Source organism: Microcoleus anatoxicus (assembly GCF_042465725.1).
In the GTDB taxonomy this organism is placed as follows: Bacteria; Cyanobacteriota; Cyanobacteriia; order Cyanobacteriales; family Microcoleaceae; genus Microcoleus; species Microcoleus anatoxicus.
Map to the genome: position 1 here is coordinate 1,090,411 of NZ_CP120853.1, position 19,298 is coordinate 1,109,708.

At 42.5% G+C, this 19,298-nt stretch carries 17 protein-coding genes; all 17 read left to right on the forward strand.

From position 1 onward, the window contains the following. The first annotated feature begins 32 nt into the window (after window positions 1-32). Complete coding sequence (locus P2A85_RS04620) at window positions 33-2,681, forward strand: tetratricopeptide repeat protein (protein WP_377477818.1); 2,649 nt, start codon at window positions 33-35, stop codon at window positions 2,679-2,681. A 26-nt stretch (window positions 2,682-2,707) separates the two neighbouring features. Next, window positions 2,708-5,677, forward strand: a complete 2,970-nt coding sequence (locus tag P2A85_RS04625) for a tetratricopeptide repeat protein (protein WP_377481312.1) — start codon at window positions 2,708-2,710, stop codon at window positions 5,675-5,677. A gap of 232 nt (window positions 5,678-5,909) precedes the next feature. Further along, window positions 5,910-6,968, forward strand: coding sequence for a class I SAM-dependent methyltransferase (locus P2A85_RS04630; protein WP_377477819.1), 1,059 nt, complete (start codon window positions 5,910-5,912; stop codon window positions 6,966-6,968). A gap of 20 nt (window positions 6,969-6,988) precedes the next feature. Beyond that, window positions 6,989-7,651, forward strand: coding sequence for a class I SAM-dependent methyltransferase (locus tag P2A85_RS04635; protein WP_377477820.1), 663 nt, complete (start codon window positions 6,989-6,991; stop codon window positions 7,649-7,651). Between the two features lie 43 nt (window positions 7,652-7,694). Next, window positions 7,695-8,501 (forward strand): sporadic carbohydrate cluster 2OG-Fe(II) oxygenase, encoded by an 807-nt coding sequence (locus P2A85_RS04640; protein WP_377477821.1) that lies wholly within the window; start codon window positions 7,695-7,697, stop codon window positions 8,499-8,501. Then, a complete protein-coding gene (locus tag P2A85_RS04645; protein WP_377477822.1) occupies window positions 8,494-8,955 on the forward strand; it encodes an LIC12192 family sporadic carbohydrate cluster protein in 462 nt (153 codons plus the stop codon). The genes P2A85_RS04640 and P2A85_RS04645 overlap by 8 nt, the downstream gene beginning before the upstream one ends. Window positions 8,956-9,054: 99 nt before the next feature. Beyond that, window positions 9,055-9,633 carry a Uma2 family endonuclease gene (locus P2A85_RS04650; RefSeq protein WP_377477823.1) on the forward strand — a complete coding sequence of 193 codons (579 nt, stop codon included), beginning with the start codon at window positions 9,055-9,057 and terminating at the stop codon, window positions 9,631-9,633. A gap of 7 nt (window positions 9,634-9,640) precedes the next feature. Continuing rightward, a complete protein-coding gene (locus P2A85_RS04655) occupies window positions 9,641-10,399 on the forward strand; it encodes an SDR family NAD(P)-dependent oxidoreductase (protein ID WP_377477824.1) in 759 nt (252 codons plus the stop codon). After that, entirely contained in the window at window positions 10,396-11,253 is an 858-nt protein-coding gene (locus P2A85_RS04660) for a phytanoyl-CoA dioxygenase family protein (protein WP_377477825.1), read from the forward strand. Before P2A85_RS04655 ends, P2A85_RS04660 begins: the two co-directional genes overlap by 4 nt. A 16-nt stretch (window positions 11,254-11,269) precedes the next feature. Continuing rightward, window positions 11,270-12,091: a phytanoyl-CoA dioxygenase family protein gene (locus tag P2A85_RS04665; RefSeq protein ID WP_377477827.1), complete on the forward strand. Its 822-nt coding sequence runs from the start codon at window positions 11,270-11,272 to the stop codon at window positions 12,089-12,091. Between the two features lie 15 nt (window positions 12,092-12,106). Next, entirely contained in the window at window positions 12,107-12,874 is a 768-nt protein-coding gene (locus P2A85_RS04670; RefSeq protein ID WP_341734618.1) for a TylF/MycF/NovP-related O-methyltransferase, read from the forward strand. 25 nt (window positions 12,875-12,899) lie between these two features. After that, complete coding sequence (locus P2A85_RS04675) at window positions 12,900-14,054, forward strand: class I SAM-dependent methyltransferase (protein ID WP_377477828.1); 1,155 nt, start codon at window positions 12,900-12,902, stop codon at window positions 14,052-14,054. After that, complete coding sequence (locus tag P2A85_RS04680) at window positions 14,051-15,046, forward strand: SDR family oxidoreductase (protein ID WP_377477829.1); 996 nt, start codon at window positions 14,051-14,053, stop codon at window positions 15,044-15,046. Before P2A85_RS04675 ends, P2A85_RS04680 begins: the two co-directional genes overlap by 4 nt. 4 nt (window positions 15,047-15,050) lie before the next feature. Further along, entirely contained in the window at window positions 15,051-15,560 is a 510-nt protein-coding gene (locus tag P2A85_RS04685; RefSeq protein WP_377477831.1) for an NUDIX domain-containing protein, read from the forward strand. 273 nt (window positions 15,561-15,833) lie between these two features. Next, on the forward strand, window positions 15,834-16,493 hold the full coding sequence (locus P2A85_RS04690; RefSeq protein WP_377477832.1) for an SIS domain-containing protein: 660 nt from the start codon (window positions 15,834-15,836) through the stop codon (window positions 16,491-16,493). Next, window positions 16,456-18,606, forward strand: coding sequence for a TIGR04372 family glycosyltransferase (locus P2A85_RS04695; RefSeq protein ID WP_377477833.1), 2,151 nt, complete (start codon window positions 16,456-16,458; stop codon window positions 18,604-18,606). Before P2A85_RS04690 ends, P2A85_RS04695 begins: the two co-directional genes overlap by 38 nt. Before the next feature lie 95 nt (window positions 18,607-18,701). Continuing rightward, window positions 18,702-19,265: a hypothetical protein gene (locus tag P2A85_RS04700; RefSeq protein ID WP_377477834.1), complete on the forward strand. Its 564-nt coding sequence runs from the start codon at window positions 18,702-18,704 to the stop codon at window positions 19,263-19,265. Window positions 19,266-19,298 lie beyond the last annotated feature (33 nt).

Consider the following 19,298-nt stretch of genomic DNA (forward strand, 5'->3'; position numbering starts at 1 on the left):
TAAAATTACTCACTCAATTGAGGGGATTGTTAATGCTGTCAGAAAATAAGGAAAAAACTGTGAGATATTTTCAGGTTGCTAACCAACTTAAACATGAAGGAAAACTAGAGGAAGCGATCGCCCCCTACCTGAAAGCCATTGAGCAAAATCCCAACTTTCATTGGTCTCACCACAACCTAGCAGAAGTTTTTGCTAGGTTGGAACGATGGGATGATGCTTTGGCTCACTATAGTCGAGCCATTGAAATAGATCCAAATTCTGCTTGTTCTCACCACAAGATGGGAGAAGTTTTAGCGAAAAATGGTCAACTGGATGTGGCTATTATTCAATATCATCGCGCCATCGATCTTTCCACAAATATCGATATTTCCCTAAATTCTTATGTATTTTATAACAGCTTGGGTAAAGCCTTACATCAACTATCTCTGCAAATAAACTTAGAAACTATAGGCTGTTATCACCGTTTAGAAGAAATCCTTTCAAAAGGAAATGATCGGAACTGTTCAAATCTCTATTATCTTAACGATGAAGAATTCTTACAAGCAACAACTCAACTAGATAATGAAGCTTTTCTTGAAGAAGTTTATCGTACTTATTTGAAACGCGACGCTGATGAATTTGGCAAAAAGCATTGGCTTCAGCATTTCAGTGATGGTATAACCCGCAACCAAATTCTCGGCACATTCCGGCAAGCACCAGAATTTACCTCTCAATTAATATTCTCTGTTGTCTCATTCTGTCTAAAAGAGGCAATCTCTGCCTATAGTCGTGCAATTGAATTAAACCCCAATGTGTATAATTATGAAAATTTGGAAGAAGCACTGGTACAGCAAGGATCGGTTCTGACCCAGCAGGGTAAAATTGATGGGGCAATAGAAAGTTATCGTCAAGCGATCGCCATTTCTCACAACTTGGCAGAGGCTCATCACAGATTGGGAAATGCGCTTGTGGAAAAGGGTAAAATTGATGAAGCTCTTGAAAGTTATCAGCAGGCGATCGCCACCAAACCAAACTGGGTACAAGCACATCTGAGCCTGGGAAATGCTTTGTTTCAGCAGTATAAGCTGGAGCTGGCTATTGAGAGCTATAAACAGGCAATTACCCTTGATTCGCATTCAGCCGAAGCACACTTCCGGCTGGGAAACTCCCTTTTAGAGCAAAGCCAATTTGATGAGGCAAGGGAGAGCTACGAACAGGCACTTAACCTTGAACCAAACTGGGCAGAACTACACTTTCGGCTCGGAAATACCTTTTTACTGCAAGGCAACTATAGGGATGCTCTAGCTTGCCATCGCAAGGCACTTACGCTCAATCCCAACTGGGAGAAAGACTCATACTTCAGCTTGGGATACTGTTTATTAGACAACCCACAGCATTTAGAAGGCGTACTTCAGATTTACGAACAAGCCCTCTCCCTGCGATCGGATTGGATAGAAGGATACTACACAGCAGGCAATTGGCTGCATCTAGCTGGTTATTTAGAGGAAGCACTGAACTTTTGGAACAGGTGTACAAAAGTTAGACAAAATTTAGCGGATGCCCATCAAATGGGCCAGAACAATATCCACTTTTTCGGATATGATTTTACTCGAGCTATAGGTCACACAGCTTTTTTGGACTCTCGCATCAAAATGCACATTTTGGGTTGGCTACCAGTAGAAAACCAGTATAAAATTTTTGCCCCTCCTCACCATTATATAGCTAATTGGTGTATGTTAAACTATTGGAGTTTTTACTGCCCAATTGTCTCAGATCCATCACAAAGTTCTTTAGTTAGTTATTCGGAAGAACGAAATGCAATGGTGACGCTAGCCAATGGTAAAAACATTTTTTATGCTACTGCGGCAGCAACAGCTCAAAAACAATGGGAAACGGAAAATAGACCCCCGCTACTTGCTTTGTCAGCTTCTGACCAAGAGAAGGGAAGAGAATACTTGCGGAAACTCGGTGTACCAAATGATGCGTGGTTTGTTTGTTTGCACGTTCGAGAAGCTGGTCTGTACGAACGATGCAATCCTATAAAGAGTATCCGTAATGCAGATATTATGACATATTCATTAGCAATTGAATCTATTATCGCGCAGGGCGGGTGGGTGATACGCATGGGCGACTCAACAATGACACCATTACCTGCCATCAGGCAGGTGATTGACTATGTTCACAGTGACTTAAAAAGTGATTGGATGGATGTTGTTCTTTGGTCTCAATGTCGCTTCTTACTTGGAACGACATCAGGACCGTATCTAGTACCTCCTACTTTTGGAGTACCGTGTGTTTTAACAAATTGGGCCCCCTTATCAACTCCGCCGTATTTTGGCAATGATATCTTCATCCCCAAACTTTACTGGTCTGAAAGTGAGAACCGGTATTTGACCTTCCCAGAACAAATCTCGCCTCCCATTGGTTATCACCTTGAATATCTCAAACCCTCAATGAGCATCAGGGTGATAGATAATACACCAGAAGAAATCAATGACCTGGTTTTGGAAATGCTGGAGCGACTAGATGGAAAAATTAAATACACAGAAGAAGATAAAAATTTACAAGAAAAATTCAATCTTGTGTCTGAAAGCTACGGAATTTATGGAGCAGGCAGTAGAATGGGTCAAAAATTCTTACGCAAATATACTCATTTGCTCGACACTAAAAATAAATCTCTCGATCTCAAAGAATTTAGTTAATCAATAAAAATAGGAGTCTTTTGAACGTGTACACCGATACCAAAAATCCAATTCAAGATTTAAGCAATCAAGATGTTGAATCCTTGCAAAAAATGGGTGATTCCTATTACGATGAGGGAAATATTGAAGATGCTATTCGTCTCTTTTCAAAGGCATTAGAAATCAACCATAACCTTCCAGAAATTCATGCAAAGCTAGGGAATTTGTTGTATCGGCAAGGCAAGCTAGATCAGGCAATCTCTAGCTATAAAAAAGCCGTTGAACTCAAGCCAGAACTAGCAGGAGTTTACTGGAATATGGGTCTAATGTATTATCAGAAAGGTCGGGTAGATTTATCAATTGCCTGCGGACAAAAAGCAATTGCTTTGGAGCCTAAGTGGGCTGATACCAAGGGTGAATTAGCAAACTTCTTGCGATGCCAACCCAAGCTGAAAGAAGAAATTCAGATGGGTCTACTACGAATTGCTTTTAATCTAAACTTAGCAGAAGCACACTCTGAGTGGGGAAACGGATTTGGACAGGATTACAAACTCGATGAAGCAACAATTAAGAGTTTGGCAAAAGCGAGCCCCGTTCAAGATAACTTAGCAGAAGTACACCGCAAGATAGTTACAGGTAAAGAAGACAAAAAATTTGATACTTCTGCAATTAAAAGTCATCAAAAGGCAAGTTACCATATCTTTGACTTGACCGAAGGACACAGGCGAGTCATTTCACTGGGACAGCAGGGTAAACTTGATGAAGCAATAGAAACTTACCTGCGACTGGTTGAAATGTGTCAGCAGCAAAGCAGATTGGATGTAGCAGCCGATTGTCTCCAACAAGCGATCGCCTTTAAACCAGACTGGGCAGAAGCATATTTTTATCTGGGAACAGTTCTTGAAAATCAGGGCGATCTAGACCAGGCAGCTATAAGATATGAACAGGCAATTAACCTGCAAGCGGCAATTCAAAGTCAGCAAGCGCTCACTATCAAGCCCAGTTTAATAGAAGCCTACTTCAAGTTGGGCAATTTACTTTTATCCCAAGGCAAGCACAAAGAGGCGATCGAAATTTGTCAGCGTGGGACAACAGTCCAAGCGTTGCAGAAGCCCAACGCATTAAATATAGGCGGTGGATCTCACTTTGTCAAACTAGGTTGGGTTAATCTAGAAGAAGTGACCAGTATTTTCAATCCTCATCCATATCACCTTAGTCCCAGTTGCGTTTTTCCAGTAGAAAGTTCTAGCTTGGATACTGTGTACACATCCCACGCTCTCGAACATATAGACAACCCTACTATTTTTAGAGTATTCAGCGAAACCTACAGGGTACTCAAGGATAATGGTCGTTTTATTATCAAGATTCCTGACTTCGATAGAAGTTTGGATTACTGGAGACGCAGAGATGAGAGCTTTTTTGATTACGATGCGTGGAATTACGGTATATTCGTACCAACATGGAAAAATCGCAAGATGGTTGACTGTTTAGATTACAGAGCTGCTTGTATATTCTGCTGTTTTTGGAATGATGAATATGGCGATGTGTATTCAGGGCGGGTTAACTTAGACAGTGAGGGCGTATATTTCGGCCCTCCCGCGATGCCCGTTGAGTTTTATCAGAAATTGATTGCCAATTGCACTCCTTCCCAAATTAGTTCTGTGCTGCGACAAATAGTTCTCAAAACGGAGAAAAATATCCATTGGGGTCATCACAATGCTTGGAGTCGAAAAGAACTAGAAGCACTGCTGCGTTTGACAGGCTTCCGAGTGAAGACTTTTGACCAAGAAACAATTTTAAAAGACTGTGCAGATATTCCTGATATAGGCTTTGGGTTGAGAGATTACAGTACATACTGCTGGGCTGAGAAAGACACTAATTATTTGAACCCACATAACACCTTAGACAATCAAGGTTTGAGCCAGCAAGATTTCTTGGGACTCATTGAAGATGCTGTTAGTTTCAACAGTCACTCTCGTTCAAGCAATGGATTGTCATCTTCAAGTAAGCTGGATGAATCTTTTGAAGAACGGGTAATTGTTAATTTACCCAATTGGGCTTGGTCTCACTATAGTCTTGGTAACGCACTTTTAACTCAAGGACGCATAGAAGAAGCAATTCAAAGCTATCAACAAGCTCTGTTATTTATGCCTGACTGTGCTGAAGCTCATTTTAGCTTGGGCAATACATTTTTACAGCAGGGGCGCTTGCAAGAAGCTATTCAAAGCTATCAAAAAGCAGCCGTCGCTAACCCTAGCTTGGTAGAAGGTCATTCTCGTTTAATGTGGGATATCTGGTCTAAGTATGTTATTACGTCAATTTCGGGTTCAGAAAAAGTCAATCCAGAATTTGTTGAACTTGGGTTTAAACAAGGATTATTGCCAGAAGCCGATGTTGCAAATTTCATAGAGGTACTAGAAGAATGCCCGACAATGAATTTTTCTCAAGATGACTTTGTTCCTGGTTATGTTTATAATTACACACTCAAGCCTTACGAAAAGGAAATAAATGCGTGGAATCTTTATTACAAGTTGGAAAAACAGCATTTAAAGAGATTGATTCCAATCCTGAAAATCTTAGCTCAACCAGTGACAGAGTGTATAGGAACGCCCTGGTGTGTTATCCAAATTCGTTGTTGGAAAGCATATAAAGGCGCACCTGAAATGATTCTGAATTCTTGGCATAATGATGGTTTTCATCCAGCAATTTACAAGATTATGGTTTATCTCACTGGAGCCAGCCTAGAAATAGGGACTACAGAGTTGGCTCTTAAAGATGGCTCTACACTACCAATTAAAGGTTCTTCAGGGACTTGGCTGCTTTTCAAAAATACAGAACTAAAACACCGAGGTGTATCTCCAATAACCCAAGATCGCATTAGTATTGAATTCACACTTACTCATGCTATAAAACACGATTTTCGTCCGGTTTGTGCTGGGGAAAATGCTAATTATCCTAAACTTCCTTGGTACAGCTATGAGCAGTTGATCGAGTTGGGAGCTGTTGGTTCAGAATAATGCTATACTTCATTGGTTGTGCTAGGGGGCGAAGTTGATATTGTACCCGTTATAACACGAAAATAAGAGCAAAATAGGTTTCACAGTCCAGAATTTTCTCTTATACTGGGCATAGCAAAGCCTTCTTTGTTCATGAAAAGATAGATTAATAAACTATCTTAGTTGTGATGATAAAACATGACACTGAACATAGTAAAATGAAAAGCAATTCAAAAATAATGAGTAACCCAGAATGAACGACATCTTACAATCCTTGAATAAGGCATTAGCGCGACAAGGCTGGCTCTACGGAGATAAATCTCACAGGCTAGGTCATCCATTTGAATGGGTTGATGGCGATCGTCATCCTGAACTTTATACTACGATAGATAGCTTTTCAATTCTGCTGTATCTATCCATGTTTTATGAAGAGTACGCAACACCTGATGAAGTTCTGACAAGCGACTACGAACAAATGAAGGGGTACTATGAAGAACAACTGGATAATTTTTGCAAACACTTTTTTCCTTTTTCAATATTGAGTCCTACACCTCTAGCTTCCGACTTGAAAACTTACATTGGTTGTCATGCTCTAGGCAGGACACAAGACTACTGTTTTATTAGGAAGAATTGCAAGGATTTAACAAATTCAATCAAGCATCTTGATATTGGCTCTGGTTTGGGAAGCCATGCACTCTACAGCTTAAAAGGGTTGAATTCAGAATTTTATGCTCTGGAGGCAAGTCCTAAGAGTTATGCAGTTCAGCGACACTTTCTCAGGTTTATATCTCCAGCTCCAGGCGCTTATCTAGACCTAGTGGAATTGGAAAATTTTGAGGTTACTTATGACGCAATGTCGAAAGAACTAAACAATAATAGCAAATACAAAATCAAGCATTGCCCTTCCTGGTTTGTTCCGTTAATTCAGGATAAATCTATTGACCTAATCACAGCAACATGGGTTCTAAATGAAGTCAGTTTTTCCGGCATTTTGTGGTTGATGTCTCATGCCTCTAGAGTGTTGAGTCAAGGGGGATATTTCTACATTCGCGACAGCTCAAAACTCAAACCCGGTCGGCATTCAATTAACTACGATCAACTGTTGAATCAAATTGGGTTTGTAGAAGTGGCTCGCCTCAATGTTCGCAATCGCATAGATTATTACGGTGTGCCAAGAGTTTATCAGAAAAAAACAGATGCCACCTATTCCTTTGAGGAACTTGGCGAGTCTTTTTTAGGCAAGTTTGCTGTAACAGCGCACGGCGGTGAATATGTACAAAATCTTGAAAATATGCCAAAATTAAAGACTTGATTTTGTCATAGTGAGGAAGCATGGGCAAAGAAATAAATCTATTAGATTTGTACCCCCGTAGCAAGCGTCCGATCGACGATCGCGCCAAACTAATTACCGAAGAACACCGAGCGATCGCCCGCCAATTTGGCAAAGAGTTTTTCGACGGCGATCGCCTCTACGGATACGGCGGCTACAACTATCACCCCCGCTTCTGGCAAGACACCGTAAAACGCTTTCGCGACCACTACAACTTGCCAGATAGTGCCAGCATCCTCGATGTCGGCTGTGGTAAAGGGTTCATGCTGTACGACTTCAAACAGCTTATGCCCAACATCACCATCGCCGGCATCGATATCTCCGAATACGCGATCGCCAACGCTAAAGAAGAAGTCAAACCCTATCTGCAAGTCGGTAACGCCAAAGAATTACCCTACCCCGATAAATCCTTTGATTTAGTAATTTCCATCAACACAGTGCATAACTTACCTCTAGAAGACTGTAAGCAAGCCTTGAGAGAAATTCAGCGCGTCACCCGCCAACACGCCTTTATCATTGTGGATGCGTGGCACAATGATGAAGAAAAACAAAGAATGCTCAACTGGAACCTAACAGCCTTGACCTATATGCACGTCAATGATTGGGTTAAACTGTTTGGAGAAGTTGACTACCGAGGCGATTACTATTGGTTCATCGCTGAGTAGGGTTTTAACTATCACAAAATATTAGGTATAGGCATAATAAATTATGAACTTTATGCAAAAGTCAGAAACAGACTTAAGTGCTGCTTTTATTCAAAATGGCTATGTAATCAAACCCTGCGAAAATCCATCTAATCTGGATAAAATCAGAAACAAAACAGTAGATTTAGCCACTAATTTTTTAGGAGTGGCAACTCCGACCGATGCGGGAGAATTTTTAGATACAATTGCCTCTTTATTACCAATAGAAAAACTTAACTCTTTCCGCCTTCAGATAATATCAGGTTTAATGGCAGAACATTGGTTTCGAGAAGCCTATTTCTCTTGCGCTCGTTCCCTAGTAGAAACCATTGTTGGCAACGAATTGGTGATGCAGCGGAATATCGGTTTAAGCATTCAACTTCCCGGTGATGACAGTTCTTTATTACCCCTACATTCTGATAGTTGGGGGTCAGAATGTTCCCCATTTGAAGTAGTATTATGGATTCCCTTAGTTGATTGCTATCGGACAAAAAGTATGTTTATTTTACCCCCTGATGCTGATGCTAGAGGGCGGAAAAAAGTACATGAATTTGCAGAGACAGGAACAGAAAGTCTTTATCAAGCAATTGAACCAGAAGTTGAATGGTTGGAAGTTCCCTATGGCAATGTCGTTTTATTTACTCCGACTATTATGCACGGCAATCGACGCAACGAAGAATCTACAACCAGATGGTCTATGAATATTAGATTTAAAGGTTTATTTACCCCTTACTCAGATAAACGTCTGGGCGAATATTTCGCACCCATCGCCGTGCGTCCCGCCTCAAAAATTGGGATGAAATTCACAATGCCAGGGGGGTTCAATGAGTAAAAAATCAGGTTATCGCGGTTACATTATCAGTCGTCCAGTGCGAGGTGTAAGTTACCCCCACCGCGTGCAAAACTTGGTAGTTCGCGACTACGCCACGCGACATAATTTAGCCTATAAACTCAGTGCCACTGAATACGCCATGCCTGGATGTTATATGATGTTGTACGATGTTTTGGCAGAATTGCCACAACTAGAGGGCATCATCCTATTTAGTCTGTTTGTGTTACCCCAGAAAACCGAGTCGCGATTGGAAATCTATGACCGGATTTTAGGTGCTGGATGTGAATTACACGCAGCCTTGGAAGAAATGGTGCTTCAAGACAGAAGCCAAATAGAAAATTTTGAGGAGATGATACAAGCAGTCTTAACTTTATCTAATACACCTATGGGGGGGTATTATCAAAAGTCAGAAAATCCAAAACTAAACGACTTCTTTTTACAAGCCCTTAAGTGAAGATATTATGCTATTCTAAACAGATTAGAGGAGTTAAGAACAGGATAAGTAAGCTTAACGATAACTTGAAGTTATAAAAAGTTACAAGGAGTATAAACTATGACCTTAGCATTACAAGAACCCTTACTAGAAGACCATCTCGTTTTGTTAGGAATAAGCTGGTCGCAATTAGAGGCTTTGGATACGGTCTTAGCAGAAGTACCAGGGGTCAGACTGTTTTATTTAGACGGATTTTTAGAAATTATGACCTTAAGTTTAGAACACGAGGAGACAAACGGAACATTGCGATCGCTGATAGAAGCTTACATGAGAGAAAAAAGTATCCGGTTTTATATTAGAGGTAGTGCAACTTTAGGTAGTGAAGAAACTCAAGGTAGAAAAGAACCGGATGAATCTTACAATTTGGAGACTAAAAAACCAAATCCTGACTTAGTAATAGAAGTAATATTGACTAGCGGTGGATTGGATAAATTAGAGTTCTATAAAAGAATAGGAGTTCGCGAAGTCTGGTTTTGGGAGGATGGGGTAATAACTATTTACCATTTAAGGGAAGAATACGAAAAAGTTAGTCACAGTTTATTGTTGCCAGATTTGAACATTGATTTATTAAGCCGTTACGTTATATACTACGATCAGTATGATGCTGTAACGGAATTTCTCCAAGCCCTTAGAAAGTGAGCGACTTATGCACTTAGGAATTGAAGGAAAATCATCTTTAGTAGTTGGAGGCAGTCAAGGTCTGGGCAGAGAAATTGCCCTAACTTTAGCCAAGGAAGGAGTACAAGTGGGAGTTGTTGCCCGCACCGAAGCAGATATTATCTCCTTAGTTGCGGAAATGGGGGGTGAAGCTAAAGGTCATTGGGGCATTGCTAAAGACTTAGTACCCGATCGCGCACCGACTCAACTTATCGAAGAAATCCAGTCAGGTAACAAACAGATTGATATTATTATCCACAACTTAGGGGGAACTTTAGCAATTAGAGACCCCTTCTGCACAGTAACCGAGTGGCGTTCTGTTTGGCGGCTCAACTTTGAAATTGCCGCAGAGTTAAACCGCTATCTGATTCCCCCCATGCAGCAACGTCGATGGGGGCGAGTAGTGCATATTTCCTCAATTGCTGCTAATCTGAGTCGAGGAGCAGTTGCCTATTGTGCCGTCAAAGCCGCTCTAAACGCTTACACCCGGAACTTAGGGTGTACAGTAGCGTCAGACGGAGTGGTCATCACATCCGTGATGCCCGGAGCAATTCGTCATGAAGGTAGCCATTGGGATAAAATGTCCCAGGAAAAACCAGAGATGGTGGCAACCTATCTCGATCGGCGCATGGCAATTAAACGATTCGCTCAATTGGATGAAATCAGTGATTGGGTAGTTCTGCTATGTTCCGAAAAGGCTTCTTTCTGTACTGGTTCGGTAATGCCTATTGATGGAGGTTCTTGGTGATTGAGCTAACTAGCAGCAAGATAAATATAGAAAAACTAGAACGCCATTTCTACCAATATGGCTGGATAGTAGTGCAACTCCCAAATCCAGAAGTAGTGTATGCCGCTCGTGCGTCACTACTTGCAGAATTGCGGAGGCTAACGGGAAGCGATCGCATCACGTTAGAAGATTATCACGAAGTTATTGGTGATGACAAAACTCATACAGAGTTGCAGTTCCAGCTAACTCAATTTTTTTGGTTTCAAAAGTTGGCGCATAAAGTCATAACCGCTCAACTTGATTTGTTTAAAGCATTTTTGGGACAAGATTTAAACATTCAGAGTAAGCCTCACTTGCGAATTACTCGACCGGGCAAACCCCAAGATAATATAGGCTACCATCGTGACACTTATTACGGCTGTTCCCCGTTTGAATTATCTGTTTTAGTGCCTTATACTGATGTTCCACCGGAGAGTGCTTTATCTGTTTTATCAGGCTCTCACATTCGTCCAGAGTCCGATTTTTCCCTCACGCAGATAGAAAATCCTGAAGTAAGCAAAGGTTCTGTCAAACATCAGTTAGGATTTCTCTATGCTCCTAAACTAATAGATCCATCCTGCACCGCAGATATGCAGCCAGTGCCGCTGGCTGTGGGTGAGGCGCTAATTTTCAGTCTGGCTACAGTGCATGGTAGCGTAGAGAATCGGGGTTTAGTTTGTCGCTGGAGTTCCGACATTCGGGTAGTAAATGCCCTAGCACCCCTTAACCCCTCTTTAAAAGCAGGCTACTATGAAAAACTGAGTCGTTCAGTTGTTTCTGAGACCGCTGAGGCTTACAATAACGCTCAATTGGCATCTTTAAAAGGAATGGAATGATTGGAACAGTGACTATATGATCGACAAAGCTCAACATCAACAATATCAATCTTCTCACTCTAAAATTCTGTCTCAGCAAGGGTATCTAGTTTGCCACAAGGTTATAGACCAGGCAGTTATCCGCCAAATGCAGAATTACCTAGCGGCAAGGCTTGACAACCTGCGCGATCGCTTCCAAGAATGGTCTGGGGGAAAAGATGTAACATCGGTGGAAAGCTATCGGTATCACAGCGATCGTATTGCCGAGTATGAAGCAATGGGACTCCCAAAAGATTTACGCCATTTTTTGAGGGGGGAGTTTGACTTAGAAACTCGATTGTCCGCCGAAATTCGCGACTTTCTAGCTACCCTAAGTCTGCGAGAATTAGTAGCAGACGTTTTCGGCGAAACGAGATATTTTTTGCACTATCCTCCCATGCTCCGATTTAAAGTGCCTCGTGCCGAACAAACTATAGTACCGCCCCATCAAGATAATGCTTACAGTACGCATATAGAAAGATTTATTACTGCTTGGGTTCCTTTAACGCCAATCACAGAGGAAGTAGGTGGGGTGACATTTTACGAAGGGACTCAAGAGTTGGGCAACTTAACCCATGGTTCCAGCGGTGCTTGGGAAAGTAGAGCTTTTTTTGAGGAGTCAACCTACGCTGCGTACTCACCGCAAATGGAACTAGGGGATGTGCTATTTTTTACGCCCACTATTGTTCACGCATCAGCTCTCAATACCTCAAATAATATTATCAGATTTAGTATTGACATGAGGGCTTTTAGCACGAATACTGTAAGTTCAAAATCTTTTTACGATCCCTGGTCTGGGGAAATCCATAAAACTAACTAAATGAGGTGGCTGAAAGTGAGTGAAGCAGAAAAATTTGACGGCACAAAAAAATACACAAAAGATCAAGAGATTGAAAGTCGCTTAGAAGATCTATTTTCTAAACACAAAGTTTCCCCTATAGAAATTATCAATGGCTTTCCGATTTACGCAAGGCGTACTGTTCTTAAAAAGTTTCTGGCTCACTACGAACTGTTTCGTCGCACTATTGATTTACCGGGGGACATTGTAGAACTAGGGGTTTTTAGAGGTCAGAGTTTGATGACTTTTGCTAATCTTCTGGAAGCGCGTAACATAGGCGATCGCACTAAAAAAGTTTGGGGTTTTGACAATTTTAAAGGATTCACAGGTTTACGCCCTGAAGACGGCCCTAACTACGAACAGTCTCACAAGGTAGAAGGCGGTTTTAGTCCAGAGAAATTCTATGAAGAATTACTGGATGTAATTGACATATTTGATGCAGACAGGTTTGTGGGCTGGAAAAAACGCATTGAACTGGTAGTGGGAGATGTAACCGCAACCATTCCCGAATTTGTAGCAAAAAACCCAGGTTTGCGAATTTCCTTATTGCACTTCGACATTGATATGTACGAACCTACAAAAGTAGGTTTAGATTATTTATATCCATTAGTTGTGCCAGGGGGAGTTGTAATATTTGATGAATATGGCATCTTAGAATGGTCGGGAGAAAGTAAAGCAGTAGAAGAATATTTCAAGGGACAGCACGTAGAACTCAAGAAATTTGAATGGAATAATGTTCCAGGTGCTTACTTGATCAAACAATAGACAACTAAAGTAGAGAACTAAGTTTATGAAGTGCAATCTTTGCAGGTCCGATCGGGTAACAGAATTGGGAGATATTGGTCTTAAGCCAGCTTCGGTAACATCGGAACCAGACTTGTGTTCTCTACCAGCCAAAATCTATTACTGTCAAAACTGCCACCACCTGCAAAAAGCTCATAGCGAGAGAGAACTTTCATTCATTAACTCTCTTTATCAAAATTATGAAACCTACAAAGTTTCAAGCGGAAAAGAACAACTTGTTTTTCCCAAAGATAGCCCACCGCGCGCCCGAAGTTATCATGCGATAGAGCAATGTATTTCGTTGTTACCAAAATCGGGAAACCTACTCGATATCGGTACGGGGAATGGCGCTATTTTGAAGTCAGCTAGTCAACTTTTGGAGAAATGGCAGTTATTTGCCTTTGACTTGGGAGACAAATCAAAAGAAGAAATTTTAGCAATTCCTGGAGTAGTTGATTTTTTTTCGGAAACCTTGGAGAATGTTCCACGAGAAAAATTTAACCTAATTGTTTTGTGGCATTGTTTGGAGCATATCCCAGAACCCGCTCAATTTCTCAACCTGTTAAGAAATTACCTGACTGAAGAGGGCTTTTTACTCATACAAGTTCCAGATATTCATCGCACTCCCTTTGACTTTGCTACGATCGATCATTGGTCGCATTTTACTAATTCTGCCTTAATCAAGCTTTGTCAGGAAACGGGCTATCAGATAGAACTTGATGGCTATGATTGGGTACACAATTGCTTGACTCTACTACTGAAGCGCGATCGCGCCCTCCCCAAACAATCCTTGCCAGATTCAAGTTTTACACCCGATGGCTACTTTTACTGGCTCAAACAAACAGTAGCAGAGTTTGAAAGAGCAACCCAGAATCGGAAGTATGCTATTTTTGGCACTGGAATATCAGGAATTTGGCTATCAAGTCAACTGTCAAATCCGCCAAGTTGTTTCATTGATGAAGACAGCCAAAGGGTGGGCAACAACATTGGCAATATTCCCATTATCAAGCCTCAAGAGCTCCCACCTGGCATTGACATTGTAATGCCTTTTACTCATGCTACGGGTAAGAATATCAGCCAGAAAATGCAAAAGGAATATTCTACCCCTCAATCTAGCAATTTTATTTTGAGTCAACCTTACTTGAAAGGAGATAGCCATTGACTACTGCAAAACGCTGTTTAGTGACAGGTGCCGCCGGCTTCATCGGTAGCCACCTGTGCGATCGCCTGCTTTCCCTCGGCCACACCGTCACAGGTCTAGATAGCCTAATTGTAGGTCGCCTCGCCAACCTAGAACAAGCCAAAACCCATAACACATTTACCTTTATCGAGCAAGACGCAGCCAGCATCACCCCGTCAACCCTAGAAGGAATTGACTGGGTATTTCACCTAGCAGGGCTGGCAGACTTAGTACCGTCGATCGAAAACCCCAACCAATACTACCACTCGAACGTTCAAGGTACTTTTAGCCTGCTAGACGCTTGCCGCCACGCTCAAATCCAACGCTTCGTCTACACCGCATCTTCCACCTGCTACGGCATCCCAGACCAATATCCCACACCTGAAACCTATCCCTGTGCTCCCGAACACCCCTACGGCTTGACAAAGTATTTAGGCGAGCAAATGGTCATGCACTGGGCCAAAGTTTACAAACTCCCGGCCCTTTCCCTGCGACTGTTTAACGTCTATGGGCCCCGTTCCAGAACCACTGGAGCCTACGGTGCCGTCTTCGGAGTCTTCTTAGCTCAAAAATTAGCAGGAAAACCCTTCACCCTTGTCGGCGATGGCACTCAAACCAGAGACTTCACCTTCGTCAGCGATGTCGTAGAAGCATTTGTCACAGCAGCAGCATCGGATGTAACGGGTGAAATTATCAACATCGGCTCCGGCAACCCCCAAAGTGTCCTAACATTAGTGGAACTATTAGGCGGCCCCATCGTCCACATCCCCAAACGCCCAGGAGAACCAGACTGCACTTGGGGAGACATCACCAAGGCCCAAACTCTCCTGAAGTGGCAGCCAAAAGTTCCTTTCCCCGAAGGGGTAGCCCAGATGTTGGCAAACATCAGCTTGTGGAAAGAAGCACCAGTCTGGACACCAGATTCAATTCAGGAAGCCACAAAAGCATGGTTTGAGTATTTGGGAAAAACCTAAACTTATGGTTCAAAACACCGCCGCTCAAGTTAATCTGCAAGTTGCAAAAGCATTCATTTATCAGGGCGATCGCCTGTTACTGCAACTGCGAGACAATATACCTGAAATCATAGCTCCCAATCATTGGGGACTGTTCGGCGGGACTGTTGATGAAGGAGAAACTCCAGCCCAAGCGATGAAACGAGAAATCGAAGAAGAACTGTGCTGGATACCGCCCGAACCCAAATACCTGCTGACTTGGGAAGCACCCGATCGCGCTTGCACCACCTATATTTTTGGTATTCCCTTGACAGTACCGACTAGCCAATTAACCTTAACGGAGGGGCAAGCCTTCCAACTATTTACATTTGAGGAATTGACTCAAGTGTTGTTAGTGCCGAAAATTCCGCGGATGCTGCCGCAAGTTGTAGAGGCGATCGCCTCTGAGGAACTAACAGCAGCTTGGCAAGAATTCAGCACTAAAATTTTAACATCGGGCATCATATCAAATCCGTTACTATCGGAATTAATATAACCCACAGTCAGCGACAAGACAGTCGTGTCCTACAATTAATCGGGGTAGGGAAACGGCATTGCCGTGTCCTCCGTTATTATCACTGATATCAATTCCGGCTGCATCGGAATGATATAGAGGACACGGCAGTGCCGTGTCCCTACCGCCATCAATTGTAGGGAAACGGCACTGCCGTGTCCTCTGTTTATATCATTCCGATGCAAACGGATTTGATATGACGGTGCAACCGGAATTGATATGACTTATGAACTAAAACCCAAGCTGAAAAATTAAATGCAAACCTTTCCCTCACAACTCCCCTTTGCCACCGATTACTTCCGCCAACTTGCAAATTTAAGCGAAAGCTTTGAAGCGACTGACAAAAAATCTCTGCCTCTTTCTTTTGCCGAAGCAATTAGTCAAGCAGCAGCTTTAGTATCTCAACAAAGCCAACAGCAAAAAAAAGTAATTTTTATTGGCAACGGTGGCAGTGCAGCCGTAGCTAGTCACCAGGCAATCGATTACTGGCGAAATGGAGGCTTTCCGGCGATCGCCTTCAATGACGGTGCTCTCCTCACTTGCATCAGCAACGACTTCGGCTACGAACAAGTTTTCAGCAAACCCATTGCCACCTTTGCCCAATCGGGAGATATCGTATTTGCCATTAGCAGTTCTGGACAGTCTGCCAACATCCTAGCAGGGGCCCGTCAAGCAGCTAAAATGGGCTGCTATGTCATCACCCTTTCAGCTTTTAAGCCAGATAATCCCCTGCGTCAATTAGGAGACATTAACTTTTTCGTCCCGACAATGGCCTATGGATTTGCAGAAATTACCCATTTGTGCATCTGCCATTGTATTCTAGATGGGTTGATGAAAGGTTCGTTATCAGCAACAGAAATTGAGAGTTCGGTAAGTGATGACAGCAAGCTATTTTCAGGCAGCCAACCAACTTAAACAGGAAGGTAAATTAGAGGAGGCGATCGCCTCTTACCGCCAAGCGATCGAGCACAACCCCAACTTTTATTTGTCTCACCACAACTTAGGGGAAACATTAGCTAAACTCGATCGCTGGGATGAAGCCGTTACTTCCTACGATCGCGCTATTCAACTCAACCCTAATTCGGTTTGGTCTTATTACAATTTAGGGGAAGCCTTGGCAAAACTCTGTCGGTGGGATGAAGCGATCGCCTCCTATTTTCACGCCATTCAGCTTTCTCCTGATTTTTATAGATTTTACATTAATTTAGGGGAAGTCCTCTGCAAACAGGGTCGTCGCCCCGAAGCTGCCACCTTCTACTGTCAAGCTGCGGAATTGTTGGTCAAACAGCACCGGTGGGATGAAGCCGATAATTGTTACAGTCAGGCTATTAAGCTCAATCCATCAGTTAAGGATGACTACTGCAATTTAGCAGAAACCCTGACAAAACAGCGACAGTTGGAAGTTGCGATCGCTACCACAGGCAAATCCATTAAGGTCGATCCAGATCGTGCAGAAAGCTACTTTCAATTAGGGAAGCTATTAGCACAGCAAAATCGACGAATAGAGGCAATTGAAAGCTATAAAAAAGCGATCGCCATCAACTTTGACTTAGAAGAAGCACATATCAACCTTGTCAACTTACTGATAGAGCAAGCTGAAATAGATGAGGCTCAGCAAAAGCAAAACACACCCTCTTTAGAGCAAGAGGCACTTTTCAACCTCGGAAATTTACTAATACAGCAAGACAAGCTAGAAGCAGCAATTGAGATTTACCAAAGAGCGATCGCCCTCAAACCAAATTGGACAGCAGCTTACCTCAAACTAACAGAAGCTCACATGAAAATGAGCTGGAATTTTTACGATTTTGGTAAATTACACGAATCAATAAGCTCTACTGAACGTGCGATCGACATATATAACTCTCAGCTTGAAAAGCATCCCCTGGGAAATTTGGGTATCCGGTTCATCACGCCGGAATATTTTACAAACTGGCCTTGGTTGGGTGCGATCGGTCACCTGGCTATCAATATAGATATTTATATAAAAATGGGGATTCTCGGCTGGCGACCTCAATACCACACAATTCTTTTAGCACCTCCCGAACAAGTCATCAATCCCTGTTTGCTCAACTACTGGCGGCGCTATCTCCACATTATCACCGACCCCGATCTAATTGAGCGCTTGCTGCCATTAGCAAAGACTATGCGGTGCTTGGAATATACCCTTTTCCACGTAAAAATTGCCCAAGGACAGATAGTAGATGTCGGTTACGCCTTCTCAGCAGTTCAGAAACAGTGGGAAAGAGAGGGAAACCCGCCGCTGCTCACCATATCACCATCAGATTATGAACAAGGCTGGAACTGTTTGCAAGACCTCGGAGTGCCTAAAAATGCCTGGTTTGTGTGTCTCCACGTTCGAGAAGATGGCTTTCGAGCAGAAGGACTGATTACACACCGGAGTGCTGATATTAATACTTACTTATTAGCGGTAAAATTGATTGTAGCCCGTGGTGGCTGGATCATCCGCATGGGAGATCCAAGTATGAAACCCTTACCATCTATGTCACAGGTCATTGACTATGCTCACACTAAGGCAAAAAGCGATTGGATGGATGTTTTTCTGGGTACTTCTTGCCGATTTTTTCTCGGAACTAATTCAGGTCTCAATTGTATTCCTTGCATCTTTGGAACTCCCTGCGCTTTAACTAATATGTGGCCCATTTCAGCACGTTCACCGTCAAGTCAGGATTTATTCATCCCCAAACTTGCTTGGTCTGAAGTTGAAAATCGCTATCTCACCTTTGAAGAAGCACTTGCGCCTCGCTTCTTTTTCAACCTCAACAGTAAACTTCTTTACTCGTGGGGGATTAAAGTGGTGGATAATACGCCAGAGGAGATTAATGACTTGGTACTGGAAATGCTCGATCGACTAGAGGGTAAAGTGCAATATACAGAAGAAGACGAAATTTTACAGCAGGAGTTCAACTCTCTGCCAACACCTTATGGGCCGAGTGCTTTCAATAGCCGGATGGGACGCTCTTTCTTGCAAAAGTATTACAATTTGGGACTGAGGCAAACAGGCACTTGATGTCCGATACATCGGGAGTCGATCAATTATTATGTTATCGTATCACAAATATCAATGAGTAGGTGGAGAGTGAAATGGGTATAGTAAGAATGGGAATGCCAACAGAGCTCGTAACCAGGCTCCAACAAGCTTACAACATACAACTGTTGGTCGAGACAGGAACTTATCATGGCAACACAGCACTTTGGGCAGCAGATCATTTTAAAACTGTTATAACCATAGAAGCATCTCCAGAAATATATGCACAAGCAGTTGCCACGCACAGTCAGGTTAAAAACGTAAAATTTTTATACGGTCATTCAAAAGATCAACTAGCCACTCTTGTACCATCAATGAATGAACCTTGCATCTTTTGGCTAGATGGTCACTGGTGTGGGGGTGTCAGCTACGGCGAGGATGATGAATGCCCGCTTCTTGAAGAACTTCTAATTATTAACAACTCTGCTCACGACCACTTTATACTTATTGATGATGCCAGACTATTTCTCAACCCTCCCCCTCCTCCTCACCTTTCGGAACAGTGGCCAAATATAAAGGATATCTTCAATTTATTAGCAGCACGGAAGAGCAGATACACAACTGTATTTGAAGATGTTATAATTTCAGTGCCTGAATCTGCGAAGTCAGTAGTTGCTGAATATTTACTATCGCCAACTTAGCTTTTAATCGCAATTTTGAGAAATATAGAGTTA

Excerpts from the sequence above, each read along its gene's own strand:
- P2A85_RS04620 (WP_377477818.1), top strand. The coding sequence starts at position 33 with ATGCTGTCAGAAAATAAGGAAAAAACTGTGAGATATTTTCAGGTTGCT.
- P2A85_RS04630 (WP_377477819.1), top strand. The coding sequence starts at position 5,910 with ATGAACGACATCTTACAATCCTTGAATAAGGCATTAGCGCGACAAGGC.
- P2A85_RS04635 (WP_377477820.1), top strand. The coding sequence starts at position 6,989 with ATGGGCAAAGAAATAAATCTATTAGATTTGTACCCCCGTAGCAAGCGT.
- P2A85_RS04640 (WP_377477821.1), top strand. The coding sequence starts at position 7,695 with ATGAACTTTATGCAAAAGTCAGAAACAGACTTAAGTGCTGCTTTTATT.
- P2A85_RS04645 (WP_377477822.1), top strand. The coding sequence starts at position 8,494 with ATGAGTAAAAAATCAGGTTATCGCGGTTACATTATCAGTCGTCCAGTG.
- P2A85_RS04650 (WP_377477823.1), top strand. The coding sequence starts at position 9,055 with ATGACCTTAGCATTACAAGAACCCTTACTAGAAGACCATCTCGTTTTG.
- P2A85_RS04655 (WP_377477824.1), top strand. The coding sequence starts at position 9,641 with ATGCACTTAGGAATTGAAGGAAAATCATCTTTAGTAGTTGGAGGCAGT.
- P2A85_RS04665 (WP_377477827.1), top strand. The coding sequence starts at position 11,270 with ATGATCGACAAAGCTCAACATCAACAATATCAATCTTCTCACTCTAAA.
- P2A85_RS04675 (WP_377477828.1), top strand. The coding sequence starts at position 12,900 with ATGAAGTGCAATCTTTGCAGGTCCGATCGGGTAACAGAATTGGGAGAT.
- P2A85_RS04685 (WP_377477831.1), top strand. The coding sequence starts at position 15,051 with ATGGTTCAAAACACCGCCGCTCAAGTTAATCTGCAAGTTGCAAAAGCA.
- P2A85_RS04690 (WP_377477832.1), top strand. The coding sequence starts at position 15,834 with ATGCAAACCTTTCCCTCACAACTCCCCTTTGCCACCGATTACTTCCGC.
- P2A85_RS04695 (WP_377477833.1), top strand. The coding sequence starts at position 16,456 with ATGACAGCAAGCTATTTTCAGGCAGCCAACCAACTTAAACAGGAAGGT.
- P2A85_RS04700 (WP_377477834.1), top strand. The coding sequence starts at position 18,702 with ATGCCAACAGAGCTCGTAACCAGGCTCCAACAAGCTTACAACATACAA.